General features: G+C 35.1%; 22 protein-coding genes and 1 tRNA gene. 12 read left to right on the plus strand and 11 right to left on the minus strand.

What is annotated here, in order from left to right:
• The first annotated feature begins 1 nt into the window (after window position 1).
• Window positions 2–685, plus strand: coding sequence for a tRNA (adenosine(37)-N6)-threonylcarbamoyltransferase complex dimerization subunit type 1 TsaB (gene tsaB, locus GQN54_RS03490; protein WP_160632043.1), 684 nt, complete (start codon window positions 2–4; stop codon window positions 683–685).
• Window positions 686–753: 68 nt separating this feature from the next.
• The gene (locus tag GQN54_RS03495; RefSeq protein WP_160632045.1) at window positions 754–1,335 is read left to right on the plus strand and encodes a DUF922 domain-containing protein; all 582 of its coding nucleotides are present in this window, start codon (window positions 754–756) and stop codon (window positions 1,333–1,335) included.
• Here the strand turns inward: GQN54_RS03495 and GQN54_RS03500 are convergent.
• Window positions 1,329–2,216 carry a hypothetical protein gene (locus tag GQN54_RS03500; protein WP_160632046.1) on the minus strand — a complete coding sequence of 296 codons (888 nt, stop codon included), beginning with the start codon at window positions 2,214–2,216 and terminating at the stop codon, window positions 1,329–1,331. The two genes, GQN54_RS03495 and GQN54_RS03500, sit on opposite strands and share 7 nt — an antisense overlap.
• Window positions 2,197–4,224, minus strand: a complete 2,028-nt coding sequence (locus tag GQN54_RS03505; RefSeq protein WP_235932957.1) for a thioredoxin domain-containing protein — start codon at window positions 4,222–4,224, stop codon at window positions 2,197–2,199. The genes GQN54_RS03500 and GQN54_RS03505 overlap by 20 nt, the downstream gene beginning before the upstream one ends.
• 105 nt (window positions 4,225–4,329) lie before the next feature.
• Between GQN54_RS03505 and GQN54_RS03510 the strand changes: the two genes are divergently transcribed.
• A complete protein-coding gene (locus tag GQN54_RS03510; protein WP_160632048.1) occupies window positions 4,330–7,017 on the plus strand; it encodes a PKD domain-containing protein in 2,688 nt (895 codons plus the stop codon).
• Here the strand turns inward: GQN54_RS03510 and GQN54_RS03515 are convergent.
• From GQN54_RS03515 to GQN54_RS03545, 7 genes are all read right to left on the minus strand, one after another.
• Window positions 7,014–7,493 carry an LEA type 2 family protein gene (locus GQN54_RS03515; protein WP_160632050.1) on the minus strand — a complete coding sequence of 160 codons (480 nt, stop codon included), beginning with the start codon at window positions 7,491–7,493 and terminating at the stop codon, window positions 7,014–7,016. The genes GQN54_RS03510 and GQN54_RS03515 overlap by 4 nt on opposite strands.
• Window positions 7,494–7,496: 3 nt before the next feature.
• Window positions 7,497–8,867 (minus strand): dipeptidase, encoded by a 1,371-nt coding sequence (locus GQN54_RS03520; protein WP_160632052.1) that lies wholly within the window; start codon window positions 8,865–8,867, stop codon window positions 7,497–7,499.
• A gap of 17 nt (window positions 8,868–8,884) precedes the next feature.
• Window positions 8,885–10,408, minus strand: coding sequence for a 2,3-bisphosphoglycerate-independent phosphoglycerate mutase (gene gpmI / locus GQN54_RS03525; protein WP_160632054.1), 1,524 nt, complete (start codon window positions 10,406–10,408; stop codon window positions 8,885–8,887).
• A 63-nt stretch (window positions 10,409–10,471) separates the two neighbouring features.
• Window positions 10,472–11,371, minus strand: a complete 900-nt coding sequence (locus GQN54_RS03530) for a mechanosensitive ion channel family protein (protein WP_207554807.1) — start codon at window positions 11,369–11,371, stop codon at window positions 10,472–10,474.
• A gap of 5 nt (window positions 11,372–11,376) precedes the next feature.
• Window positions 11,377–12,819, minus strand: a complete 1,443-nt coding sequence (locus GQN54_RS03535; RefSeq protein WP_160632056.1) for a hybrid sensor histidine kinase/response regulator — start codon at window positions 12,817–12,819, stop codon at window positions 11,377–11,379.
• 43 nt (window positions 12,820–12,862) lie between these two features.
• On the minus strand, window positions 12,863–14,263 hold the full coding sequence (locus tag GQN54_RS03540; RefSeq protein ID WP_160632058.1) for a sigma-54-dependent transcriptional regulator: 1,401 nt from the start codon (window positions 14,261–14,263) through the stop codon (window positions 12,863–12,865).
• Between the two features lie 37 nt (window positions 14,264–14,300).
• Window positions 14,301–14,657: a response regulator gene (locus tag GQN54_RS03545; protein WP_160632061.1), complete on the minus strand. Its 357-nt coding sequence runs from the start codon at window positions 14,655–14,657 to the stop codon at window positions 14,301–14,303.
• Window positions 14,658–14,812: 155 nt separating this feature from the next.
• Here GQN54_RS03545 and GQN54_RS03550 point away from each other — a divergent pair, with 155 nt between their 5' ends.
• On the plus strand, window positions 14,813–15,319 hold the full coding sequence (locus GQN54_RS03550) for a hypothetical protein (protein ID WP_160632063.1): 507 nt from the start codon (window positions 14,813–14,815) through the stop codon (window positions 15,317–15,319).
• A 58-nt stretch (window positions 15,320–15,377) separates the two neighbouring features.
• Here the strand turns inward: GQN54_RS03550 and GQN54_RS03555 are convergent, their stop codons facing one another.
• Together GQN54_RS03555 and GQN54_RS03560 are read right to left on the minus strand one after the other, a co-directional pair.
• On the minus strand, window positions 15,378–15,941 hold the full coding sequence (locus GQN54_RS03555; RefSeq protein ID WP_160632064.1) for a hypothetical protein: 564 nt from the start codon (window positions 15,939–15,941) through the stop codon (window positions 15,378–15,380).
• Window positions 15,942–16,242: 301 nt separating this feature from the next.
• A tRNA-Phe gene (locus tag GQN54_RS03560) sits at window positions 16,243–16,315 on the minus strand.
• Between the two features lie 90 nt (window positions 16,316–16,405).
• Between GQN54_RS03560 and GQN54_RS03565 the strand changes: the two genes are divergently transcribed.
• The 8 genes from GQN54_RS03565 to GQN54_RS03600 all read left to right on the plus strand — a co-directional run bounded on the left by GQN54_RS03565 (window position 16,406) and on the right by GQN54_RS03600 (window position 25,666).
• Complete coding sequence (locus GQN54_RS03565) at window positions 16,406–17,137, plus strand: type III pantothenate kinase (protein ID WP_160632067.1); 732 nt, start codon at window positions 16,406–16,408, stop codon at window positions 17,135–17,137.
• Window positions 17,112–18,386, plus strand: coding sequence for a hypothetical protein (locus GQN54_RS03570; RefSeq protein ID WP_160632070.1), 1,275 nt, complete (start codon window positions 17,112–17,114; stop codon window positions 18,384–18,386). Before GQN54_RS03565 ends, GQN54_RS03570 begins: the two co-directional genes overlap by 26 nt.
• A 17-nt stretch (window positions 18,387–18,403) precedes the next feature.
• The gene (locus tag GQN54_RS03575) at window positions 18,404–19,690 is read left to right on the plus strand and encodes a tetratricopeptide repeat protein (protein ID WP_160632072.1); all 1,287 of its coding nucleotides are present in this window, start codon (window positions 18,404–18,406) and stop codon (window positions 19,688–19,690) included.
• A complete protein-coding gene (gene lptC, locus GQN54_RS03580) occupies window positions 19,691–20,257 on the plus strand; it encodes an LPS export ABC transporter periplasmic protein LptC (protein WP_160632074.1) in 567 nt (188 codons plus the stop codon).
• On the plus strand, window positions 20,241–20,456 hold the full coding sequence (locus tag GQN54_RS03585) for a hypothetical protein (RefSeq protein ID WP_160632076.1): 216 nt from the start codon (window positions 20,241–20,243) through the stop codon (window positions 20,454–20,456). Before lptC ends, GQN54_RS03585 begins: the two co-directional genes overlap by 17 nt.
• Window positions 20,457–20,487: 31 nt before the next feature.
• A complete protein-coding gene (locus GQN54_RS03590; RefSeq protein WP_160632078.1) occupies window positions 20,488–21,759 on the plus strand; it encodes a hemolysin family protein in 1,272 nt (423 codons plus the stop codon).
• A gap of 64 nt (window positions 21,760–21,823) precedes the next feature.
• Window positions 21,824–23,899, plus strand: coding sequence for a peptidylprolyl isomerase (locus tag GQN54_RS03595; protein ID WP_160632080.1), 2,076 nt, complete (start codon window positions 21,824–21,826; stop codon window positions 23,897–23,899).
• Window positions 23,900–24,202: 303 nt separating this feature from the next.
• Window positions 24,203–25,666 carry an alkaline phosphatase PhoX gene (locus GQN54_RS03600; protein ID WP_160632082.1) on the plus strand — a complete coding sequence of 488 codons (1,464 nt, stop codon included), beginning with the start codon at window positions 24,203–24,205 and terminating at the stop codon, window positions 25,664–25,666.
• The last annotated feature ends 5 nt before the right edge of the window (window positions 25,667–25,671 follow it).

The following is a 25,671-nucleotide window of genomic DNA, read 5'->3' on the forward strand; positions in this document are numbered from 1 at the left end:
TATGGCATTAATATTATCTCTGGAGACAGCCACGAAGGTGTGTTCTGTAGCATTGCATAAAGATGGGGAATTGTTAGGAGTGAAGGAGCAATCGGGTGCCTATTCACACTCTGAATTACTCAATCAGTTTATCGCAGAATTATTAGAGGAAACTGCTATTGAATTTAATCAATTAGAGGCTATCGCCGTTAGTAAAGGCCCTGGATCCTATACTGGGTTGAGAATTGGAGTTTCTACTGCTAAGGGCTTTTGTTATGCTCTAAGTATTCCATTAATTGCTGTGGATACGCTAAAGGCGATGAGTTTAAGAGCTTATCGTTCTGTAAAAAATGAAGACGCTTACTATCTTCCTATGATTGATGCCAGAAGAATGGAGGTTTATTGTGGGGTTTATGATTTCGATTTGAATCTAATTGTCCCTGTTTCAGCCCAAATTATAGGTGAAGAAAGTTTCGGTGAATTGCATAGTAAAGAAGTGTTCTATTTTGGAGATGGTGCAGAAAAGTGTCAAGGGGTTCTTACTCATCCTAGTTTTATACGTTTAGAGGCGATTTTCCCATCTGCGATAGAATTAGGAATGTTAGCGAAACTGAAGTTTGAATTGTCCGAATTTGAAGATGTTGCGTATTTTGAACCGTTTTATTTGAAAGACTTTTTGGCAACTACTCCCAAAAAACTCCTCTAGACAGGATTTATTTTTAAACCATACAAAAGGACAATTCGTTATATTTGATAGCTAAAGCTACACTTAAGATGAAACTATTAACCTTGTTTTCTTTTATAATCATCTCTTATTCTGCATTTTCTCAGGAAAATGATGAGAAGAATGATCATATCTATTGGAACAAGACTTTTACGCTAGAATGGTCAGATTTTCAGGGAACACCACCTGAGTCACAAGAATCTGCCGCTCTCTCAAATATTGCTATACCCTATGGATTCGAAACCTATAGCGATGGAAGAGTAACGGTTAATATAAATGCTTGTTTTATTCGTTCAAAGTCGTGGGTTGTCCCAAAATTCAAAAACAACTTGCTCCTACAGCATGAACAGCTTCACTTTGATATTGCGGAGTTAATCCGGAGGAAGATAGTGAAAGCACTTATTGAGGCAGATGTTACTGTAGACAATGCTGAAGCAGTAATGAAGTCGATAATGAAACACTACTGGGCAGGGGAGTACAAGAAAATGCAGGAACGCTATGATGCTGAAAGTAATTTTTCTCGTTTTATAAGTAAACAGATAGAATGGAACAATGAAGTAGCAGAAGAGCTAGAAAAGTATGATGCCTACAAATACACTGAACTGACCCTTGGACTTAAAAATGATCAATAATAGGTATACTCCAGTTGAATAATTTCAATCTTTCCTTCTTGCTCATAACGAATTACCAATGCTTCCAAATGGTCGGAATCGTCAGGTGAGTAAACAAAAGCTAACTTTTTTTCTAGTTCACCTTCGATAAATAGATAGGCATATTCTAAGTGGTTTTGATTGACGTATTCAAATTGATAAACTCCTTTTTCATTGCGGTTAATGTAATTTGAATACTCGATTTTATCGATTAGATGACCCTTGTAGGACCATGATTTAGTAGAAGACTTTGAAGTTATAATTAGATCCTTTTCTTCACGAATAATACGATTGTTTTCATAATACAGTCGCTCCTCCAGGTAAGGTCTGTTTTCAGAATTTAAATAAATGCGTTTGGCAAACGACTCATCACTATATGGTTCCTTATATCGCTCGATTGAAACCGTGTCTTCCTTCCCTTTATAGTGCTTTGTTGTGACGATTGATTGAACTCTATTCTTAGCATTGTAATTAAATGCTCTTTTAATCGTTTCACTTTGATATGTTATCAGTTCCTCGTGCAATAGATTTGAGGCATTAAATTTAAAATAAATGGTGCTGCTATCTTTATATATTCCTCTAGATTCAATATATACCTCTTTAGTAGGTCGACCTTCTTGGTTAAAGTAAAATCGCTTGATTGCAGGTTTACTGACGATTATTTCACCATCCATCTTTTCGGAGTAGGTAAGTTGGATGGAACGTATTTTATTTTTTTTAATAAAATCAACGTTAAATGAGTTATAGTCTTTAAAAAAATGTTCATCCGGTAGTACCAATTGTGAGTATCCAAGTTGAATGATTGAAGTTAAAATGAAGGCAAAAATCGTTTTCAGAGGGCTTTTATTTTTTAAGTTGTTCAATAGCTGTTTTAACAGATTCCGTTGGTTGGTTACAGGTTTTGTTCGTACAAACGTAGAGGTAGGTTTTATTTTCTACAAATCTATTTTTAAGTAGTTCTAAGTTTGATGCTGTATCTGCTATTACTACAACTTTGTTCGGTATGTACTCTTTCATCAATGAGGCATATTTTGTCTTACTGTCTTTGCCAATTATCGCCACTTCATAGAATGGTTTTAAGTGATGTATCAATAGAATTCCCCAATTGGAAAAAGCGCTTCCAAACTGATTAATTTGATGATGAACGTTTTCTAACATTTGTTTCGAAGTTATTAAATGTTTCTCCTCTGCTAAAACATGTCCTAATTTGAAAAGTGTTAGTGCTAAAGCAGAATTGGAAGCTGGAATTACATTGTCCATATATTCAATTTTTCTTGAGATAAGTGGGTCGTCTTGCAAATCGGTGAAAAAGAACATTCCATTTGAAGAGTCATAAAAATTAGTGTAGCAGTAATTGGTCAATGATTTAGCATGAGTCAACCACTTTTGATTTCCAGTGTTTTCAAAAAGTTGTAGGAATGCCTGGCTTGTAAAAGCGTAATCTTCTAAAAAGCCTTGAATGGTAGATTGACCATTTTTAAAACTATGCCATAGGCTTCCATCAACTTTAAGTAATTTAGAAATGATAAATTTACCACAATTGATAGCTAATTCTAGGTAGCGACTTTCACCAAGTGCGTTATAGGCATCCAATAGACCCGATATGGTTAAAGCGTTCCAAGAGGTTAACGTTTTGTCATCTAAACCTGGTGCCACTCTTTTTTTTCGTTCAATTAATAGTCGTTGATTAAAGGAATTTACCTTTTCTTCGATGGTCTTTTTTGTAAGGTTGAGGGAGTTTGAAATTTCATCAATTGATAGGTTTCGCATCAAAATGTAATTACCGTTTTCCCAATATCCATGGGAGTTGATGTGGTAGTATTGTTCAATTATTTTAAAATCTTCTCCAGCCACTTGTTTTAACTCCTCCTTTGTCCAGATGTAATATTTGCCTTCTTTACCTTCGCTATCAGCGTCTAGCGCAGAGTAAAAATAACCCTCAGGGTGCATAAGAGTTGTAGTTATAAAATGTATGGTTTGATTGACAACTTGTTTGTATAAAGGGTTTTGTTTGAGTTGATAGGCCTTGGAATAAACACTAATTAATTGAGCATTGTCGTAAAGCATCTTTTCAAAGTGGGGTATTTTCCATATCGGATCAACCGAATAGCGGGCAAATCCACCACCGATTTGGTCGTATATTCCTCCTTTTGCCATTTTTTCTAGGGTTAAGTCGATATGAGCCTCTAGTTTAGCATTTGGAGCATAGTAGTTGGCATACATCAGAAATTCAAGATTGCTAGGCATTGGGAATTTTGGAGCTCTATTGGGGCCACCGTTTTCTGGATCGAAAGATTTAGACCATTCTTCTATTGTGGAAATAATGTCTTCCCGCTTAAAAGTTGGAGCTTCTTCCACCTTTTCAATCAATTCTGATTGATGCATTCCTTTGGTCAACTTCTCTGCATACTCTAATACTTTTGGGTAGTTATTTTTGAATAAGTCAGCCAATTGATTCAATACATTCATCCATTGATCTCTCTTGAAATAAGTTCCACCATAAAAAGGTCTGCCATCAGGTAAGGCGACACAGTTGAGTGGCCACCCACCTTGACCAGTCATTAATTGAACAGCGCTCATGTATACTTGATCAATATCAGGACGTTCCTCTCGATCAACTTTAATACAAATGAAATGACGATTCATTAGCTCGGCTACTAATTCATCTTCAAAAGATTCATGTTCCATCACATGACACCAATGGCAAGCAGAATAGCCAATGCTGATAATGATAGGTTTGTTTGTACGTTTTGCTAGGGACAATGTCTCAGCATTCCAAGGTCTCCAGTCTACAGGATTGTGGGCATGCTGCAACAAGTACGGACTTGTTTCGTTGATAAGTTGATTGTTATGCATCCTTGCCTCTTCCATGATTAAATGTTTTTTGATTTTACAAAGTTACGTATCCCTTTCACCTTATGATTTTTGAATGGGGTTAATTATTTAACTTTACCAATTGAAATGCACTATCAATTGATGAAAAAGCTCTATTATCTCTTTTTGTTCACTTTTATATTAAGCCCATTCTTAAAGTTAAAAGCTGGTCACATTATTGGTGGAGAAATCATGTATAATTGTATAGGTCCTTCAGGGTCAGCTTTTACCGAGTATGAAGTAATAATTAAGGTATACCGAGATTGTGAATTTCCGGTTGGAACAAATAGAGCAGATTTTGACGATCCGTTAAGACTTGCTGTATACGATAATAATACCCTAATACTTGAACAAGAAGATTTATCATTAATTTCAAGGGATACTATTCCCTTGGCTATTTCAGACCCCTGTTTGGTGACATTACCAACTGTTTGCGTAGAAGAAGGAATTTATAGAACCACACTCACGTTAAGAAATAATAGTTCAGGATATACTGTGAGTTATGCCAGATGTTGTCGCTCGCCGATATTAGACAATTTAAGTCAACCAGGGACACAAGGGATTACATTAACTACACAAATTCCATCAAGCAATTCAATAATTTGTAATAACTCTCCACAATTTATAGATTTTCCTCCTGTAGGAGTGTGTGCGAATCGACCATTTGTATTTGATCACAGTGCAATTGACATTGATGGAGATTCCTTGGTGTATGAATTTTGTAGCCCTTTCAGTGGGTTGAGCAATACCAATGTGGCTGATTACTCGCCACCACCTCCATACTTTAATGTGGCCTATGTCAATGGTTTCAATGCTCAAAATCCTCTTCCTGCTAACCCAACTTTTAAAATTGATTCAGCTACTGGATTAATTACTGGAACACCTACGCAGATTGGTAATTATGTGGTAGGTGTCTGTGTAACTGAATATCGTAATGGGATAATCTTGAGTACGGTTAAGCGTGATTTTACCATTAACACTGCTCCTTGTGATCCATTGATTATATCTGCAGTCCAATCTCAAACTGCGGCGTGTGATGGATTAACGATTACTTTTAATAATTTAAGTTCAGGTTCTAATCGCTTTCATTGGGATTTTGGAGTGCCTGGTATTTTAAGTGATACCTCCAATCTAACTTCACCTACATTTACTTATCCTGATACTGGGACTTATAACATCACGTTAATAGCGGGTCCAGGAGCTTTGTGTGATGATACATCTATTGTAACCTATAAAGTATACGGTTCGTTAGCTGTTGATTTTGATTTAGATCCATTTCAATGTACAGATACCAATAATATTGATGTTGCTGTGAAAGGAGTTTTTGAAAACTACGCCACTTTTAATTGGGACTTTGGGAGTTCTGCTTCCATACAATCTTCTACTAGTCAAACAGTCAACAATATTAGTTATAACTCCTCAGGGTTAAAAAATATAAAACTTATCACCACCCAAGGTAAATGTGTGGATAGTGTCGAGAAAACAATTGACTTGGGCGGAAATGCCATTGCCAACTTTGGAGCTAGCGCAATCAATAATTGTACTCCTGTAAATGTAATACTGACTGATAGCTCTATCACAGATGCCGTTAATGTGGGATATTTGTGGGATTTTGGTGATGGAACGACTTCAACGTTAAAAAATCCAACTAAGCAGTATACAACACCAGGGAGTTATTCTATCTCTTTAAGGATAGATCAGAAGGACAGATGTATTGACACTTCTTTTAAGATAGCTCTCCAACCAATTGATGTAGTGCCAAAACCGGAGGCGTATTTTATTGTTGGTGATCCACAATGCTTCAACGGCAATAAGTTTAACTTTGCTGCCACTGGAAATTTTAATAGTCAAGCCACATTCAGTTGGCAGTTTGGTGACAGATCATCTATAAGTCAAAGTAATAGTCAAAGTAATACCATTTCTTATGACACAACTGGACGTTTTCCAGTTCAGTTAATTGTGGAGGAGAGTGGGTGTGCTGATAGTTTAGAATTATATGCAGAGGTTTATCCAAATCCAACTATAGATTTTGTTGTTTTAGATGATACTATTTGCTTTCCAGACCAAGTTCAATTCATAGACCAATCGACAGCAGTTTCAGATATTTCTTATTTATGGTTTTTTGGGAATGGTGATACTTCATCTTTGCCAAGTCCTATTGTTCAATATGATACTACCGGTATTTTTAATGTGTTCCTTCAAATCAGAACTTCTGAAAAATGCATTGATACGTTGTATAAATCTTTGGACTCTGCAGTTGTTGTGTTTCCAAGACCGAATTCTGGGTTCATATCCTCAGATACGTCACGTTCTATAAAAGATGCCCAATTTGAATTTATAGACACTTCATCGTCTTGGACTAAAAGGTATTTATCTTTAGGTGATGGATTTGTAAGTTACGATAGTATTGTTAATCATAGATACTCAGATGTAGGGTTTTATCCTGTGACTCAAATTGTTCAAAATCAATTTTCTTGTTCAGATACTACCATCAAATTGATTGAAGTGTATGACGTATTTGAATTTGTTTTTCCGAATATTTTTACACCCAATGGAGATGGAATAAACGATATGCTTCGGCCAATCGCTTGTGGGGTAATTGATTATAAAGTTTCCATATTAAATCGGTGGGGGCTAACCATATTTACATCCAATGCATTAGAACTAGGGTGGGATGGACGAGTGGATGGTCAAAAGTCAGATTCAGGAACTTATTTTTACATCGCTGAATTAAAAGATTTTACCGGAAAATCTCATGTTTTTAAAGGTACTGTAAGCCTATATCGTTAAAATTTTAGTGGAACTCTTTCTTCTTCAGCGACAGGAAATTTTTTAGTGATTAAAAAGGCCCGTCCTTTTATATTGCCATCTACTTTTACTTTGACATCTGAACGTCCTGAAGAAGCCAAACTTAGTAATTTAGGGATTGCTGAAAGTGGAAGTTTAGAAATGTTTAAACTGAATTGAATTTCATGCACTTCTTTACTTTTTTTATCAATTTTAAAGGAATCTCCCAATGACGTAGAGCCAAGGTCGATTCCTTCCACTTGTATATTTAAATCAGCACCAACAACTGAGACTCCAAATGAATTGGGATTGTATATCTCTGCATTGACCACGAAATCAACTTTATTTCCGGTCATTCCAGCCATTTTTACAGATTGGATAGACGAAAGTTCAACTTCTTCAAATCCTGAACAAGAGGTAAAGAATGTAGCCAAAATGAATACAATCATTAAGGCTACATTAGAGGAGTTATTTTTCAATTTTTAATCTTTTAATTGTGAAAAGTTTTCAAAGAAGTAAGGAATTGTTTCTATCCCTTTTAGGAAATTAAATATTCCGTAATGTTCGTTTGGTGAGTGAATAGCATCAGAATTCAATCCAAAACCAAGTAGAATTGACTTTAAACCTAATTCTTTTTCAAATAGAGCTACTATAGGTATGCTACCTCCAGCACGAACAGGTATTGACGGCTTTCCGAATGTGGTTTCAATTGCTTTTGCAGCCGCTTGATAAGCGGGGATATCAATTGGAGTTACGTATGGCTCACCACCGTGATGAGGTTTAACAACCACCTTTACGCTGTCTGGAGCTATAGATTCAAAATGATTTTTAAATAAGGCAGTAATTTCTTCACTAGATTGGTGAGGGACTAATCGCATAGAAATTTTCGCGTAAGCCTTAGAGGGTAGAACTGTTTTTGCACCTTCACCGATATATCCACCCCAAATACCATTGACATCCAATGTTGGTCGAATTGAGGTCCGTTCTATGGTACTGTACCCTTTTTCTCCATGAATGTCTTTTATTTTTAAATGATCTTTATAATCCTCTAAATCAAATGGAGTTTTGGCCATTTCAGCTCTTTCTTCAGCGCTTACTTCTTCTACTTTATCGTAGAAACCTGGAATCGTAATTCGATTATTCTCATCCGTCAATGAAGCAATCATTTTGCTGAGAATATTGATTGGGTTAGCAACTGCACCACCATATACTCCCGAGTGCAGGTCTCTATTAGGTCCAGTTACTTCCACTTCTAAGTAGGACAGCCCTTTCAATCCAGTGGTGATGGATGGATGCTCCATAGAAAGCATAGAAGTGTCAGATATAAGAATAATATCCGCCTTTAGCCGATCCTTATTTTCTTTGATGAAGGCTCCTAAGTTTACAGAACCTACTTCTTCCTCTCCTTCAATAATGAACTTAACATTACAAGGTAACTGATTTGTTTTAACCATCATTTCTAAGGCCTTAACATGCATATACATTTGACCTTTGTCATCTGCTGCTCCTCGTGCATAAATTTTTCCATCTTTTATAACTGGTTCGAAGGGTGGAGAGTCCCATAGCTCAATGGGATCAGCAGGTTGAACATCATAATGACCATATACTAGTATAGTTGGAAGCGAAGGGTTAATCACTTTTTCCCCATATACTACAGGGTATCCGTTGGTAGGACATAATTCTGTATTCTCTGCTCCAGCCAATTCCAGTGTTTTACGAACTGCTTCTGCAGCTTCCATTGTGTCTTTTTTGTAGGCTGAGTCTGCACTAATGGAAGGAATTTTAAGTAGTTCTATTAATTCGTTTATAAAGCGATCTTTATGTTCTTCTATGTATTCTTTAACGTTTTTCATTGTATTTAAAAATCAATTTAGTGGATTAATATTTTTCCAGTCATTTCTGGCGGACATTCAATTCCCATTAGTTTAAGAATTGTTGGCGCAACATCTGCTAAAATACCATTTCTTATTGCGGTATATTTTTTATCAATTAGAAATACTGGTACAGGGTTGGTTGTATGCGCTGTATTAGGAGAACCATCAGCATTTATGGCATAATCAGCATTACCATGATCAGCAATAATTATAAAGCTATATCCATGTTTGATTCCTTCTTCTACGATTTGCTTAGTTAACCCATCGACAGTTTCTACTGCTTTAACAATTGCATCAAATACTCCAGTATGCCCAACCATATCTGGATTTGCAAAGTTCAGGCAGATGAAATCAGCCGATTCTTTCTGTATTTCTTTGATGATACTGTTTGTTATTTCTGGTGCGCTCATTTCGGGCTGTTGGTCATAAGTTCCCACTTTAGGCGAAGGTATCATAATTCGACTTTCACCTTCGAAAGGAGTTTCTTGTCCACCAGAGAAGAAAAAAGTAACATGAGGATATTTTTCTGTTTCTGCTATCCTTATCTGTTTCTTTTGGGCATTTGAGATTACTTCTCCCAAGGTATTTTTTAAATTGTCTTTATCAAATAAGATATTAATTCGATTAAAGCTACTGTCGTAATTGGTCATGGTCACATAATGAAGCGGAATACTCATCATACCATATTCAGGCATATCCTTTTGGGTAAGGGCGAAAGTGATTTCTCTACATCGATCAGTACGATAATTAAAGCAAATGACTACATCGTCTCTTTCAATCTTGGCAATTGGTTCGTCATCAGAATTTGTAAAAACTATAGGTTTGATAAATTCATCGGTAATGCCATTTTCATAGGAATTTGTGATGGCTTTTATAGGATCTTTGTATTTGGCTCCTACGCCAGCTGTCAGAAGGTCGTAAGCTGCTTTGATGCGTTCCCAACGGTTATCTCGATCCATCGCATAGTATCTGCCCACCATACTAGCTAATTGAGCATTTGAGGATTTGAGTTTTTCTAGTAGACGACTAATGTGGTCAATGCCACTAGTTGGTTTACAATCTCTTCCATCTGTAAATGCATGCACAAAAACATCTTTTAATCCATGTGCATCAGTGATGTCAATTAGTTTATTCAAGTGTTTACTATGAGAATGGATACCTCCATCAGAAACCAATCCAATTAAATGTATTTTTTTGTTTTCCGCTTTTGCATAAAATAAAGCTTCTTTTAAAACGAGGTTATCACTTATACTATTATCGTCAATGGCCTTATTAATTTTGACTAAATCTTGGAAAATAACCCGTCCAGCTCCTATATTGAGGTGACCTACTTCAGAATTTCCCATTTGTCCATCTGGGAGACCTACATGTAACCCGTCTGTTCTAAGTTCAGCATGAGGATATTTTTTATATAGACTATCAATAAAGGGAGTTTTTGCATGGTGGATTGTATCTGCATTTGATTGGTCTCCTATTCCCCATCCGTCTAGTATGAGCAGGGCTACTTTTTGATTTGACATAACTAGTGTTTTTTGTAAAATTACTCCTAATCATTCACCTTGAAAAAGAGATTGAGTTAAAATTTAATCCATCTTACTTTTTAGCATGGTGTTTAGTTTTTCACCTCCTTTAATTCCAAAATCCAAAGTGCGTATAGGAAATGGAATCATAATGTCGTTTTCATCGAACGCTTTTTTCAATTTTACAATTGCTTCACTTCTGGCGTGCATATAGGTACTTTGAGATGTGTCTTTCAACCAAAACCTTAAATCAAAATTGATAGAACTATCTCCAAATTCTGTGTAAACAAAGTCTACTTGATCTTCTTTCGATAAAAAGTCACTGCCTTGAATAGCCTTAGTGGCGATCTCTTTTACTTTATCCAAATCGTCTCCATATGAGATGCCGCAGGAAAGGTCCACTCTTCTTCTGTTGGTGTCTGAAAAGTTTTCAATGGCATTCTGAAAGACCATTTTATTTGGAAGGATGACTTCTTGCCCTTGAAAAGTGTGAATTATAGTAGCCCTCAGGTTAATGTATTTAACTACACCCATATATCCGTTAGATTGAATGATTTCACCAACCTTGAAGGTTTTTTGTATAGCAAGAAATATTCCTGACATGAAATTGGCTGCCGTATCTTGAAAAGCAAAACCTAAGGCCAAGCCTATTACTCCAACTCCTGCTAACAATGAAGTAACCGTTTTGTCTAAATTTAAAACGCCCAAGGCGAAGAATAGACCGATAACAACTATGGCTAAGGAGATGGTATTGCCAAGTAATTTAACTAAGGATACGTTACTTGAAACTTTTCCAAACACTTTTCCTGTAATTTTTCGAGCAAGTTTGGATAAAAAGTAAAATAGGATTAGAATGATTACTGCCACTAAAATGTTGGGCAGCATATCGATAAAATTGGTTGCCCAGGTAATGAGCTTTTCACTTATTATTTCGTAGGCATCTGTTATGCTTATATCTTTCATATTATTTAGTTTGGTTTAATGAGTATAGTGAACTTTGTTCCTACTCCTTTTTCACTCTCTACAACTATTTTTGCCTCATGTGCGTTAATGATATTCTGAGTTGTAGTAAGGCCTAACCCCATTCCAGTGCGTTTTCCAGTGTAAAAGGCATCAAACAAATTATTCAGCTTATCTTTCTCTATTCCTTCACCGTTGTCAGCGATTGAGATTGAAATTTGATTATTTTCCATACAAGTCGATATGGTAAGTTCACCTTGTCTGTCCGGAGGCATTGCCTCAATCGCATTAATAATAATATTAAGCAAGGCAATTTTCATCTGCTCTTCGTCAATATTGGCCGTTATTTTATTGCAATTTAATTCTGTTTTTAAAGAGATTTTCTGCAATTTAATGCGGTCGGCAGCTAATTCGATTACTTTAGGAATTAAATCGTCAATTTCAATGGAATCCATTACCACGCTTGTGGGCTTTGCCGAATTTAACAACTCAGTGATTAAATTATTAATTCGATCAGAGTTTCTTTTAATGATTTCGCTGTACATTAAAGCATCTTCGTTATCTTGAAATTCCGCCATTAGTTGCTCGAGGGAAAGGTTGATGTTGGTTAATGGATTTCTGACTTCATGAGCAATGCTTCTTGCTAATCTACCTGTCATTCCTAACTTCTCGGCTCTCAGAAGTTGTTGTTCATTTTCTTTTTGTTTAGTGTTGTCTCTAATTATACCTTGATAACCTTCTACTTCATTGTTAATGTCGAAGAGGACAATAGTAGTTATTGAGCAGTTCAATTGCTTCCCATCAGAACGAAGAAGAGTGACTTCAAAATCTTTGATCAGGCCTTTGTTTAAGAGGGAAGTTTTAAAGCGTTCATATGTTTTTTCTTTTTCAAATAGAAAACTTAAGTCATGTGAGGTTACATCATCCTTTTGGTATCCAAACAAAGTGGTTAATGCTTGATTTACTTCAATGAAATTAAGGTTTTTGTCTACGATGTAAATAGGGTCAATGGACCTTTGAAAGAGACTTTTGTACTTGACTTCACTGTGGTTTAATTTCTCTAAAGTGTGATATCTTTCTAATGCATAACGAATTGAACGTTCGAGTTTTTCGACATCAATTGCTGATTTCACTATATAATCGTCAGCTCCATTTTTCATGGCTTGCATATCTATCTCTCGATCGCCTTGACCAGTTAAAATGATAATAGGCTTTTTACAGCCTGTTTTTCTTGCGTGTATTAGTAAGTCCAAACCCGATAGTTTTCCTAGTCGATAATCAATTAGGTAAATGTCTGATTCAGACTTAGTCAGTAGATTTTCTGCAAGTTCAAAGTCATTTACCCAATCGACCTCAAATTGAAACCCTTCAATATCTGATAATAGATCTTCGGTTAGGATAAAGTCATCCTCATCATCATCGATTATCGTTAGCTTTACATTGTTTACCATACTGCTAGTTGAATATTTTTCTGAATATAATTTTATACTTGGATTAATTTTTCAAATCAATTTGATAGCTTTCCATTTTGTTGTAAAGAGTTTTTCTATCGATCTGAAGCACATTTGCAGCTTTAGTTTTATTATAACCTACTTGTTCTAAAACTTTTATTATGGCTTTCCTTTCAGCTGCTTCAGCTACTGATTTTAAATCTGAAAACGTTTCCTCATCACTTTCGTCTGGTGTGAAATCGTATGTGGGAGAGATGATCTCAGCTGGCAAAGCAATTTCTTCTATATACTCACCTGGGCTGAGCAAAACGGCTCTTTTTATTACGTTTTTAAGTTCTCTCAAATTTCCATGCCAGTAGTAATTTTTTAGCTTGTATAATGCAGTTTTTTCAAAACCTTTGATAGATTTCTCTAACTCTTCATTTGCAATATTTAAAAAGTGCTTGGCATAAACTTCAATATCCTCTTTTCGTTCTCTCAAAGGAGAAAGGTCAACCATAAATTCGTTAAGTCGGTAAAATAGATCTTCTCTAAACTTACCCTCTTTGGATGCTGCGGTCAAATCTTCATTACTAGCCGCAATTATCCTAACATCTATGTCAAAATCTTTATTGTCACCGATTTTTCTAACTTTTCTCTCTTGGAGTACACGCAATAATTTGACTTGATTGTCGTAGGATAAATTTCCAATCTCATCTAAAAATATCGTTCCACCATTGGCATATTCGAAATGACCAACCTTATTATTTACTGCTCCGGTAAAAGATCCTTTTATGTGTCCAAATAATTCGCTAGCGGCCAACTCTTTGGGCAATGCACCACAGTCTATGGCAACAAATGGGTATTCTGCTCTTTTGCTTTTTTGATGTATGGATTTGGCAATAAACTCTTTCCCAGTTCCACTTTCGCCTTGTATGACTACGCTCATGTCTGTTGGTGCAAGTAGGTTGGTTAGTTGTTCAATCCGTTTTGATTGAGCACTTGTTCCGGTTACAAACTCTCTATTTATCGTGTTTGGAGTGTTTTTCTTTGTAGACTTAGTTTTAGTTGGAGCTGAAGGTTTCTCAGCAGGAATTTCTTCTTTCGTTAATAATGCTTTTTTTATAGCATGAAGAATTTCTTCATGAAAAATGGGTTTTGTTACATACTCAACCGCACCCATTTTAATGCATTGCACAGCGGTCTTAACATCAGAGTACCCTGTTATGATGATAACTTTTGTGTTCGGTCTAATAGATTTGATAGACTTCAAAGCCTCTGTTCCATCCATGTCAGGTAATCGAAAATCACAAAGGGCTAAATCGACCTCATTTGATTCTATATAATTTAAAGCACTTTTTCCTGTATATGCCAACTCAACTTCATATCCATTTTTTGATAGATATTTCTTTAACAACATACAGATGTCTGTATCATCGTCAATTACTAAAATTTTCTCTTTCATGTTTGGTGATTTTAAGTATATTGATTTACAAGTTATATTAAATAGGTTTTATCGCTTGAATTACAGCATCTCTGTTTAATGGTTTGCTAATAAAGTGTTGGATGCCATGTTTTTTAGCTTCCGATCGCTCTGTAATCCCGTCATATGCACTAACAATATTTATTCGAATTTCTGCATTGAGCTTTTTTAACTTAGGGATAATTGAAAAACCAACTCCATCTGGTAAATTTAAATCTAGAAAAACAACTTGTGGATTAAATTCTACAAATTTTTGTTCTCCCTCGGCCAGTGTGTTGGCTACTGTTGTTTCGTAGCCCTCTTTTCTTAAAATGCTGCTAACGAGTAAACAAATGTCAATTTCGTCATCAATGATTAGTACTTTTTTTATATCCATTTTTGTGTGTAATATTTCTACAATATATATAATTTTATGTTCAGCCTCAATTAATGAGTGTCTTTTAACTCTATGATAGAGAGTGATTAAGTAAAAACATATCTTAGTTCTTTAATTTATATTTAGATTTGTCAAAAAATATACCTTTTTAAAAAATGAAAAAGATACTTGTAGCCCTGTTCTTATTTTCTATCTCAATTTTTAGTTTTAATACATATGCGCAGTCAAGCATAGCAGGAGTCGTTACAATATATGGTAAAGTGGTCTCAAATGAGTCTCAAATGGATGAATACACAATTACCGTAGTTAAGAATAATAAAGTTTTAAGCATGAATGATATCGATCATAAAAAAGGGTATCGTTTAGATCTTACATTAGATGGGATTTATTCCATTACGTTTGAAAAAAGTGGGTACTTAACGAAATCGATTATTCTAAATGGGATGATAGATAGTACATTAAATATTAATAGGACCACTTTTCAGATGGATATTGATTTAGTAAGCGTTCAGGACTTTCTTACCGATGAATTCTGCCTACTTCCTGTAGCTAAGGTTTACTTTGACGAAAAGGCAAATGCATTTACCTTCGATAAATCATATACCAAAGAAATGTTGAAACTATATGATCGAATTAAAAGTAAATCTAAGGCAAGTAATTAGAACAAAAATAATGTTAGGGTTATAAAAAAAGGGGTAGAAAATATTTTCTACCCCTTTTTTAGTTGGTGAGTTGCATTCGATCTTGCATCTGGGATTCGATTAGTAAGTCTTTGTATACTTTCTTCATCTTTTTCGTGTAAGACTTGTTGTGTTCGAACTCTTCCTTCTTATTATTATATTTTACAATTCCAACAGGGAGATCTAGAGCTGATGTATTAACACCATCCAATTCTTTTTCGGCAAAAACATCCATATCAAAACTGAATTCAGGAATCTGCTTGGTGTAATTTTCTGGAATAGATGTATCGAAAATGAATCTTTTGGTGTAATAGCCTTTTGCATTAATTTCAATAGTGCAATAGGAATTAATTGGAACATTAGTTTCAAAATTATACCGAGCAGAGCTTTCAACGGTTTTAAATAATCTATTTCTGATGTAGATGTTAATGGTATATTTTCTTAACTTGTTTCGATTGTTGTATATAAGTCCGACGATCTTAATACTGTCTTGTTTCAGTACAGTTGGATATTCAAAACTTGTGGAGGTGTTAGGTGTTTTTGAGAAAGCAGCTACGGAAATCAGTAAAAATAAGACTGCAACGAACTTTGGTAGGGCATTCATATTTCTGTTTTGAGGATGTTTTGTTTTAAGGAAGGTACAAATGTATAAAAAAGGTTGAATATCCAATTTTAATTTCAGCTTACCTGAAGAAAATGGTGGTTTAACCTCAGACTCTTTCTAGGTTCTGGAATTATCTATTAACAAATAGATGATAATTACTTAAAATAAAGAAGTATTCTTACGTAAGGGTTTAAAACTGCTGATTATCTATTAGGTGATAAGATGTTGGTGGCTGAAAATAGAGTTTTACCAGGAGCAAGAAACAAAAAAGCCTCAACTAAATTAGTTGAGGCTTTCTGGGTGGTGCCAGCTGGAATCGAACCAGCGACACAAGGATTTTCAGTCCTTTGCTCTACCGACTGAGCTATGGCACCTTTTCGCGTTAGCGGTGGCAAATGTATTAATAAAATTCTAATTGATAAAAATTTAATTTCAACTATTTTTACTTCAATTATATTTGTTGGATGAAAATCATTGTTGATATAGGAAATACTAAATTAAAGTTTGCAGTCTTTGAAGACCAAAAGCTAGAATATAAATCTGAAAGTAAAGCATTTCAGTTAGCAGAGTGGAAAAAGTTGTTTCAAACATTCCCAATTGATGCCTATATTATTTCTTCTGTAAAAGGAAATTATGATGATATCTTAAATTTTCTTCAAAATGAATGCGAAAGAGGAATGGTGTTGAGTAATCAATCATTGCTGCCCCTTACAATTGATTACGAAACACCTGAAACTCTTGGAATAGATAGGTTGGCACTTGCTGTTGCCGCAGTATATAAATTCCCTAACAGCAACACTTTGGTAATTTCGTGTGGAACATGTATAACTTATAACTTAATAACTCACGACAGAAAGTTCGTTGGAGGGGCAATTTCACCCGGTGTCCACATGCGTTTAAAAGCGATGCATCATTTTACAGATAAGCTTCCTCAAATTGATTGGGATGGACATTTAAAATCTATATTATTGCCTAAAAATACTCGAGATGCGATGTTGTCTGGTGCAGTAAATGGTGCATTATGTGAATTAACGGAAGTAATAAATCGTTACAGACAAACGTTTACACGTGAACTTAACATTATTTTATGTGGTGGAGATGCTAAATTCTTTGAAAAAGAACTAAAAAATAGCATCTTTGCGGACTCAAATTTTGTGCTTTACGGACTCAATGAAATACTCCAATATAATTCTTAAAAATTTCCTATTTGCAATTCTGATTGGACTATGTAGTCAGGTTTTTGCGCAAACCACTACAAATTCTATTTATTCTAGATATGGAATAGGTGAAATTAGAAAACCTCAATTCAACACTAATTTCGGAATAGGTGGAGCAGGTATCGCACTAAAATCTGATAGGTTCGCAAATTTTGCAAATCCTGCCTCATTGACTAGTCTGAAAATGATTGCATTTGAAGTCGCAGTTAAAAGTGACAACTATCAAGCGATTAGTGGAACTCAAAAATCCCAAGGGAATAATACTTATTTTAACCACCTATCACTCTCTATGCCAATTAAGGATTGGTGGGGACTGACATTTGGTATTACTCCTCTTAGTACTATCGGTTATGATTATTCCTACAGTGAATATAATCAGAACAAAGGACGAATAGATTACAGTTATATTGGGAGTGGAGGAATCAATAAAGTTTTTGTAGCAAATGGTTTCGATATTGCAGAGGGTTTGTCTTTTGGGTTTACAACTTCATTTTTATTTGGAGGAATAGAAAGAGAAAAACAAATTGAGTTTTTGGATACGACCTACGCTTTTAATAGTTCTGATAAGGATAGAATTACGGTAAGTGATGTAAGTTTTGATTTGGGGATTCAATATGAAAAAGCACTTTCAGAAGAATATACATTCATCGGGGGTGTGACTTATGATGTGGGAAATAAGTTGTCTGGAAGAAGGACTCAGTTAATTAGGTCATATAGAGGCTCAAATTTGTCAATTAGTTATCTAGATACGTCTAAATTCGTTGATGCTATTAAGACCAATATTAAATTGCCATCCACTATTGGACTTGGCGTTAGTATAGAAAAAAAGGAGTCTTGGGGATTTGAATTGAATTATTTGAATGCGGCCTGGTCTTCAATAGAACCTGAAGGACAAGAAGAGTTTGTAAATAGTCAAACTTTCATTGCTGCTTTTAGGATTTTGCCCAATGAAAATGCCTATTCAGACTACTTCAAAAGAATTACTTACAGTTTTGGAGCTAGTTATTCAAACTCCTATATCAAACTAAATAATCAAGAATTAAATGAGTATGGCATCAATTTTGGAATAAGCCTACCGTTCAAGAAAAGTATCTCATCACTTACATTTGGACTTGAAGCTCTGAGAAGAGGAGAGAATTCCAATGGATTAGTACAAGAAGACTTTTTAAATTTTAACTTAGGAATAACAATTAACGACCGATGGTTTATAAAACGCAAATACGATTAAAACCCAATACAAGAAAAATGAAAAAGGCAATTATATTTCTCGTAGCCACAATTTTTGGATTGAACATGGCTATTGCTCAAGATTATGGTGCTACACCTGATAAGTGTAAAGAGAATATTTCATTGTATAGAAGTTACTATACGCAAAAATCCTATGCAGACGCTGTAAAATATTGGAAAGTTGTTTATAAGATTTGCCCAGGAGCTAGTGAAAGAAGTTACGTTGATGGTTCTAATTTGATTGAATTCTTAATCAAGAATGAAAAGGATGCAACCCAGAAAGAATTGTTAATTGATTCATTATTTCTTTTATACGATAATAGAATAGCTAATTTTGGGAAGGAAGGATATGTGTTAGGTAGAAAAGCAACAGATATGTTGAAGTATCGACCAGATGATGTGGCGGCAATTTATGCAACTGCTCAAAAATCGTTAGAACTTCAGGGCGATAGAACTGAAGCTGGTACATTGGTGACTTACATGCAAGCTGCTGTTTTATTGGAAAAAAAGGGAGAGAAGACGCCTGCTGACATAGTAACAGCGTTTACAGCTGTAAATAATATTATTTCTAAGAATGCTAGTAATCCCAAAACGGGTAAATATTACGCTCAAGCTGAAGAGAGTATTGCTAGCATAGCTGCTCCATACCTTAGCTGTGAGGTCTTAGTAGATATGGCTAAAAAGAACTTTGAAGCAAATAAAGAAAATACTACTTGGTTGGAAAGTACTGCTAACCTTTTGGATAGAAAGGGTTGTACTGATAGTGAGATCTTTTTTACAATCGCAAAAAAGATGCATGCAACAAATCCTAATGCTGTTTCTGCAGAGAAAATGGGTATTATGTCTTTGAAAGGAAAACAATACAATGATGCGTTGAAGTTTTTCAATCAAGCATTGGAGTTGTCTGCAGATCAGAATAAAAATGCAGATTACTATATTGAATTGGCTCAAACCTATTCTAGTATGGGACAATACGCACAAGCAAGATCAATGGCTTTAAAAGCTGCAAACGCAAGAAGTGGATTTGGTTTACCTTATATTATTATTGGAGATATGTATGCTTCTAGTACTTCTTGCGGAGAAGGAGATGCTTGTAAACAAAAGGCGGTTTATTGGTTAGCAATAGAGACTTATGCCAAAGCAAAATCTGTAGATCCAAGTTTAGCTCAAACAGCAAATAGTAAAATTGCGACCTACAGTAAATACACGCCAAATAAAGAAGAATGCTTTTTTATAGGTGTTAAAGAAGGAGACTCAATTGAAATTGGATGTTGGATTAACGCTACTACAACGGCTAAATTCTAAGTGAAAAATAACCTAAAAGTTTTGCATATTATTATCCCGATGGTATTCGCCATCGGGATGTTTGCTGGTTGTAAAAACAACATCGATGATGTAGCTGCATATACAGAGATGGATGGTCTTCCGATAGAGATCAGGAAGGATGTTAAAATGTATTATAGCCAAAACGGAGAGGTTGCGGCTCTACTTACAGCTCCTTTGATGGAGCGATATGCAAATGAAGAGGAGTATACAGTTATGAATGAAGGTTTGTATGTAGAGACATATGATTCTTTAATGAATGTGACATCGAGTATAAAAGCTGATTATGGTAAGAATCTTCCTAAAGTAGGATTAATGGAAGCCAAAGGGAATGTTAAAGTAATCAACGAAAAAGGAGAGATTTTAAATACAGAAGAGCTGTTTTGGGATAGTAAAGAAGGTTCCATCTACACTGAGAAATATGTTAAGATAACTACTCAAGATGAGATAATTGAAGGAGATGGCTTGTTATCAAATGAGGATTTTTCAGAATATAGAATTAAAAAAATTAGAGGAATAATTAGTTTAGACGATGCTGAAGATAATTAACTTTTTAGAGAAGATGTGGTTAATGTTAGCCGCGGTGACTTTAGTTATAGCCATCTATAAAACTTTTACGAGTACCATGGAAGATGCCGCATACTTTTATGTATTCTGTGTAGTTTCAATCATCTTTTATTTTTTGAGAAAAAGACAACGAGTGTTCTTTAATTCTCAAGAAAACAACAAATCTAATTCCGAACAATAATTGCTATATTTGAATAGCTTCAACAACCAACATGGATAGTTACGTCTGGGGAATTATATTTCTTACTTTATTGTTGTCGGCATTCTTTTCAGGAATGGAGATAGCGTTTGTAACCGCAAATAAATTTAAAATAGAGTTAGACACCAAGCAAGGGGATGTCTTATCTGCCATTTTATCAAAATTTTTAAAACACCCATCACGTTTTATCGGTGCAATGTTAGTAGGCAATAATATTGCATTAGTGGTTTATGGTATTTTTATGGCTCAAATATTAGAGCCGGTTATTGCAATTTATGTTAAGAGTGAAAGCGTTATTTTGTTGGTTCAGACCATTATATCTACGCTTATTATTTTAATTACCGCAGAGTTTTTACCAAAAGCTGTATTTAGAATTAATCCAAACTCCATACTTCGTTTCTTCGCAATTCCTATAGGTCTGCTGTATTATATTCTTTTAATACCAATGTTTCTAATTATTGGTTTGTCTGAATTTATATTAAAGTATGTCTTTAGGATGGAAAATGTTACTGAAGATTTGAATTTTGGAAGAATTGATTTGGAGCACTATCTAAGAGACGCAACGGAAAGAAATGATTTGGAACAAGACGAGATGGATCATGAAATTCAAATCTTCCAAAATGCATTGGATTTTTCCAAGGTTAAGGCTCGAGAATGCATGATACCGAGGACTGAAATTACAGCCCTTGAGGTAAATGAATCGATGGAGGTATTAAGAGAAACTTTTATAGAGTCAGGTTATTCTAAGATTTTGATCTATAGAGACAATATTGATAATATCATTGGGTATGTGCATTCTTTTGAATTGTTTAAACGACCTGACTCAATAAAGTCAATCTTATTACCAGTTTTGATTATTCCACAATCGATGTCTGCTAATGAGATTCTGGAGTTATTTATTAAACAACGGAAGAGTGTGGCAGTGGTGGTGGATGAATTTGGAGGGACTTCTGGAATACTAACCATTGAAGATGTAATTGAAGAAATTTTTGGAGAGATCGAAGATGAGCATGATAAAGAAGAGCTGATTGAAGAGGTTATCTCAGAAACAGAGTATTTATTCTCTGCTCGCTTAGAAATCGATTATTTGAATGATGCCTATAAACTAAATTTACCTGAAGCGGATAATTACGAAACTTTGGCTGGTTTAATCATCTCTCATTACGAAAGTATACCTAAAGCAGATACCAAATGTAGAATTGATAATTATGAGTTAACTGTTCTGAAAGTCAGTGATAATCGGATTGAGTTAATTCGATTAGAAACTGCGAAAAGTGAGGATTAATTTCTTTTTATAAATTCCATAATCAATCGTATATTCGCATCCCATAATTTTTTAACGTTAAGAAATGGCAGTAATTGGAAAAATTAGAGAGCAATCAACTCTCGTTTTAATACTTATCGGAGGAGCAATCGTTGCTTTCGTATTGAGTGATTTGTTTGGTTCAGGAGCATCAGTTTTTGATCAAACAAGAAATGTTGCAGTAGTAGACGGAGTTAATGTTTCGGCTCAAGAGTTCCAAAATCAGGTACAGATAGCTACAGAGAACTATCAAAAAAATCAACCTGAAGAACAAATTGACGAAAATACAAGAGATGCAATTAGACAGCAGGTTTATGACCAAATGGTCAATCAAATTGTATTGACAAAAGAGTTTGATCAGTTAGGACTTGAAGTAACTACCAAAGAGTTGTTTGATATGGTGCAAGGAAATAATCCGCACCCTCAAGTTCGTCAATCCTTTACCAATCCTGAAACGGGACAATTTAATCCAACAGATGTTGTTCGATTTATTCAGACGTTAGATCAAAACCCTGAAGTAAAAGGGCAATGGATTCAGTTTGAACAAGCGTTGAAAAAGGATCGAGAATTGGAGAAATACAATACTTTAGTTACAAAGGGATTGTATGTTACTGCTGATGCTGCAAAATCAAAGCATATCGCAGCTAATAAAAATTACAGTATTAAATATGTACTAAAGCGTTATAATGAATTGAGTGATACATCTATTGTGCTTACTGAAAACGAGTTGAAGGATTATTACAATGATCACAAGGATGAATATAAGCAAGAGGCATCTAAAAAAATCGAGTACATTACTTTTAATATACAGCCATCTGAGCAAGATGAAGAGTTGGTAAGAAAGTGGGCGAATGACATGTATCATGAATTTAAGAATACTAAAAATGACTCATTATTTTTAATGAATAATTCTGATAATGGGTATGACCCAAGATATTATTCAATGAAAACAGTGCCTGTAGATATTGATACTAATTTATTTACTCAAGAGCCTGGTTATGTAACCCCTCCTTTTGAAAGGGATGATGCTACAAGGATTCAAAAATTGTTGGATATTAAAGTAGGTGCAGACTCTGTGAAAGCAAGACATATCTTAGTTGGTTTACAAGATAGAACTATCGAAGAAGCTAGAGTGATCGCTGATAGTTTATTAACTGTTCTTAATGCAGGTACTCCTTTTGATACTTTAGCTATTAACAGTTCTGATGATGTTGGTTCTGGTGCAAAGGGTGGCGATTTAGGATGGTTTACAGAAGGAATGATGGTAAAGCCATTTGATGAAGCAGCCTTCAATTCTCCAGTTGGAAAGGTTCAGAAAGTTGAAACCCAATTCGGTGTTCATTTAATTGAAGTGACGGATAAAACGGCAGAGGTTAAAAAGATAAAAGTGGGTGTACTTAGTCGTTCTGCTGAGCCTGGAAAAGAAACTTATGCAAATGTATTCCAAAAGGCTAACGCTTTTTCTATTAACACTTCATCTGAGCAATGGAATGATGTTATTAATGCAGACAATATGTTGAGAAGAGCGGGTATTATAGGTCTTAATGACAGAGAGGTTAGAGGTATTGAAGGATCTAGGAATGTTGTAAATTGGGCAAATGAAGCAGAAGAAGGGGCTATTTCCGAGCCATTTGATGTAAAAGATGCTTATGTGGTAGCCAAACTAGTTGAAGTCAATGAGAAGGGAGTAGCTCCTTTTGAAAAGGTGAGAGCTAGAGTGGAGTACGAAGCAAAAAGAGACAAGAAAGCAGAGAAATTCATAGCAGAAATGAAAGGTTCCCAAAACTTAACAGAGGCGGCTGGTAAAGTAGGAGTTCAGGTACAAGAAGCTACCAATGTTACTTTTGAAAGTGGAAATATAGCCGGCGCAGGAAATGAGCCAGTTGTTGTCGCCAAAATCACTACGTTGCAGCAAGGTCAGATGACCGCTACTCCAATTAAAGGTAAGAATGGGGTGTTTATGGTGCAGGTTACTGCAGTTAATGAGCCTGGTGAAGCTGATGTTAGATCGATGAGGAGTTCAGTTGAAAGAGGGTATGCTACTAGAGTCTCAAATAGACAAGGTATTGAAGCTCTAAAAGCTAAAGCAACAATAAAAGACAATAGATCGAAGTTTTTCTAATAAAGGAAATATGAAATACTAAAGGGCTGGTTCATTTATTGGACCGGCCCTTTTTTTGTGACGTAACATAAAAGTTACAAATACTTGAAAAAAACAAATGGTTAATTTTAATATAACAATTAATACTCATTAGCTTTAATGTAGATTCTAAATCATAATGCTAAAAGCAAGTCTCTTATGTTTGTTCTTATTGATCATGATAGTTAAAACTTTCTTAAAATAACTATAAAATCAAATGTGGTTGAAAGAAGTATTGTGTTTATAGTTTTGATGTTCAATCAATAATTGTAAAACCAAACTAAAATGAAATTAATTAAAGGAATTGCTCTTTCTGCTTTAGTCCTAACTTTTTACGGCTGCAAAGATGACGACAAAGAAGAACCAGTAGTAGCTGGGAATCCAATCGAGTTAAAAAGTCATTCTGTTACACCATCTTTAATGAAGCTGTCACCAGAATTTTCTGCTGTTAAAGTATATCCGCTATTGTCTTCTGAGGATAAGTTATTAAATACTCCCAACTTTATTTATGGCTCTATGGCCGATGGAGCAGGGTTAATTAGAAATGCTGATGGGACATTCACTTTAATCAATAATATAGAAGCCGATTATTCCATTGCCAGAATATCACTTGACAAAACATTCAAGCCGATAGCAGGAGAATATATATTAAATGCAGTGGCTACATCAAATACTGCACAGTGCTCAGGTTCGCTTATTACGCCAAATGAGCATGGGTTCGGACCACTTTATCTTTCTGGTGGAGAATGGGGTGGGTCTTCCAATGGTGTATTTGTGTTAGATCCTTTTAAAAGTTCCGGTAATGCTTCCTCCCCAGAAATGTTAAACGCTATGGGCGAGTGGTCTACAGAAAATGCAGTTGTTATTGGTAAAGATGCTTATCCTGATAAAACTGTTGTTTTTATTGGTGACGATCATGCAGACAATACGGTTCCTTCAGGTCAGCTGGGAATGTATGTTGGAAATAGAGGAGACCTGAACGGTGGAAAACTTTATGGACTAAAAGTGACTTCTTCTAATATTAACTATGAAATGGATATGGTGGAAGGAACTTCATATGACATGGAGTTTGTAGAGCTCTTAGAGAAAGACCTTAATCTATTAGATGCTGAAGCCAAACAAAAGGGAGTAATGGGCTTTTCAAGGTTAGAAGATATTGATTGGAGAAGGGGTAATGCTGAAGCTCAAAGAGAGATATACTTTGCAGTGACTGGCAGAAAAAGTAATGATTTAATCGGGAAAGGAACCATTTATGGAAGAGTGTATAAGCTTGAACTAAATGATAGTGATCCAACAAAAGGTGGTAAAATTACTTGTGTACTTGATGGCGATAAGGTTAATGGTAAGGCAAAAATGTTTCACTCTCCTGATAATATTGTTGTAACTGAGAATTATGCCTATATCCAAGAAGATCCAAATGGATATCCAGATAATGCAGATAAGACACATTTTGCTAGATTGTATCAGTATAATTTAAATACAGGTGAAATTAAAACGGTGATGGAATGTGACCAGGTGAAAGCAGAAACGTTGGGTTATGGTGTTGCGACCTCAACTTGGGAAATTACAGGAATGATAGATATTTCTGAAACTGTTGGTATTGATCAAACATTTTTAATGATAACCCAGAATCACGGTTGGGAGAAAAAAGATGGCACTGCATATACAGACCCATTGGCTAATTCTGATGTTGCTAATAGTGCAAAGGAAGGAAGTGTACTTTATATAGTAAAAGGATTAGCTAGATAAATAGA

The sequence above is a fragment of the Acidiluteibacter ferrifornacis genome, from assembly GCF_009909615.1.
Taxonomy (GTDB): Bacteria; Bacteroidota; Bacteroidia; order Flavobacteriales_E; family Vicingaceae; genus Acidiluteibacter; species Acidiluteibacter ferrifornacis.

What these genes read in the sequence shown, in the direction of transcription:
- GQN54_RS03535 (WP_160632056.1), bottom strand. Translation starts at nt 12,819, where the DNA reads ATGGTAAACAATGTAAAGCTAACGATAATCGATGATGATGAGGATGAC.
- GQN54_RS03585 (WP_160632076.1), top strand. Translation starts at nt 20,241, where the DNA reads ATGCTGAAGATAATTAACTTTTTAGAGAAGATGTGGTTAATGTTAGCC.
- GQN54_RS03510 (WP_160632048.1), top strand. Translation starts at nt 4,330, where the DNA reads ATGAAAAAGCTCTATTATCTCTTTTTGTTCACTTTTATATTAAGCCCA.
- GQN54_RS03575 (WP_160632072.1), top strand. Translation starts at nt 18,404, where the DNA reads ATGAAAAAGGCAATTATATTTCTCGTAGCCACAATTTTTGGATTGAAC.
- GQN54_RS03595 (WP_160632080.1), top strand. Translation starts at nt 21,824, where the DNA reads ATGGCAGTAATTGGAAAAATTAGAGAGCAATCAACTCTCGTTTTAATA.
- GQN54_RS03550 (WP_160632063.1), top strand. Translation starts at nt 14,813, where the DNA reads ATGAAAAAGATACTTGTAGCCCTGTTCTTATTTTCTATCTCAATTTTT.
- GQN54_RS03540 (WP_160632058.1), bottom strand. Translation starts at nt 14,263, where the DNA reads ATGAAAGAGAAAATTTTAGTAATTGACGATGATACAGACATCTGTATG.
- GQN54_RS03520 (WP_160632052.1), bottom strand. Translation starts at nt 8,867, where the DNA reads ATGAAAAACGTTAAAGAATACATAGAAGAACATAAAGATCGCTTTATA.
- GQN54_RS03555 (WP_160632064.1), bottom strand. Translation starts at nt 15,941, where the DNA reads ATGAATGCCCTACCAAAGTTCGTTGCAGTCTTATTTTTACTGATTTCC.
- GQN54_RS03600 (WP_160632082.1), top strand. Translation starts at nt 24,203, where the DNA reads ATGAAATTAATTAAAGGAATTGCTCTTTCTGCTTTAGTCCTAACTTTT.
- gpmI (WP_160632054.1), bottom strand. Translation starts at nt 10,408, where the DNA reads ATGTCAAATCAAAAAGTAGCCCTGCTCATACTAGACGGATGGGGAATA.
- GQN54_RS03530 (WP_207554807.1), bottom strand. Translation starts at nt 11,371, where the DNA reads ATGAAAGATATAAGCATAACAGATGCCTACGAAATAATAAGTGAAAAG.
- GQN54_RS03590 (WP_160632078.1), top strand. Translation starts at nt 20,488, where the DNA reads ATGGATAGTTACGTCTGGGGAATTATATTTCTTACTTTATTGTTGTCG.
- GQN54_RS03570 (WP_160632070.1), top strand. Translation starts at nt 17,112, where the DNA reads ATGAAATACTCCAATATAATTCTTAAAAATTTCCTATTTGCAATTCTG.
- GQN54_RS03545 (WP_160632061.1), bottom strand. Translation starts at nt 14,657, where the DNA reads ATGGATATAAAAAAAGTACTAATCATTGATGACGAAATTGACATTTGT.
- GQN54_RS03505 (WP_235932957.1), bottom strand. Translation starts at nt 4,224, where the DNA reads ATGGAAGAGGCAAGGATGCATAACAATCAACTTATCAACGAAACAAGT.
- GQN54_RS03565 (WP_160632067.1), top strand. Translation starts at nt 16,406, where the DNA reads ATGAAAATCATTGTTGATATAGGAAATACTAAATTAAAGTTTGCAGTC.
- GQN54_RS03495 (WP_160632045.1), top strand. Translation starts at nt 754, where the DNA reads ATGAAACTATTAACCTTGTTTTCTTTTATAATCATCTCTTATTCTGCA.
- tsaB (WP_160632043.1), top strand. Translation starts at nt 2, where the DNA reads ATGGCATTAATATTATCTCTGGAGACAGCCACGAAGGTGTGTTCTGTA.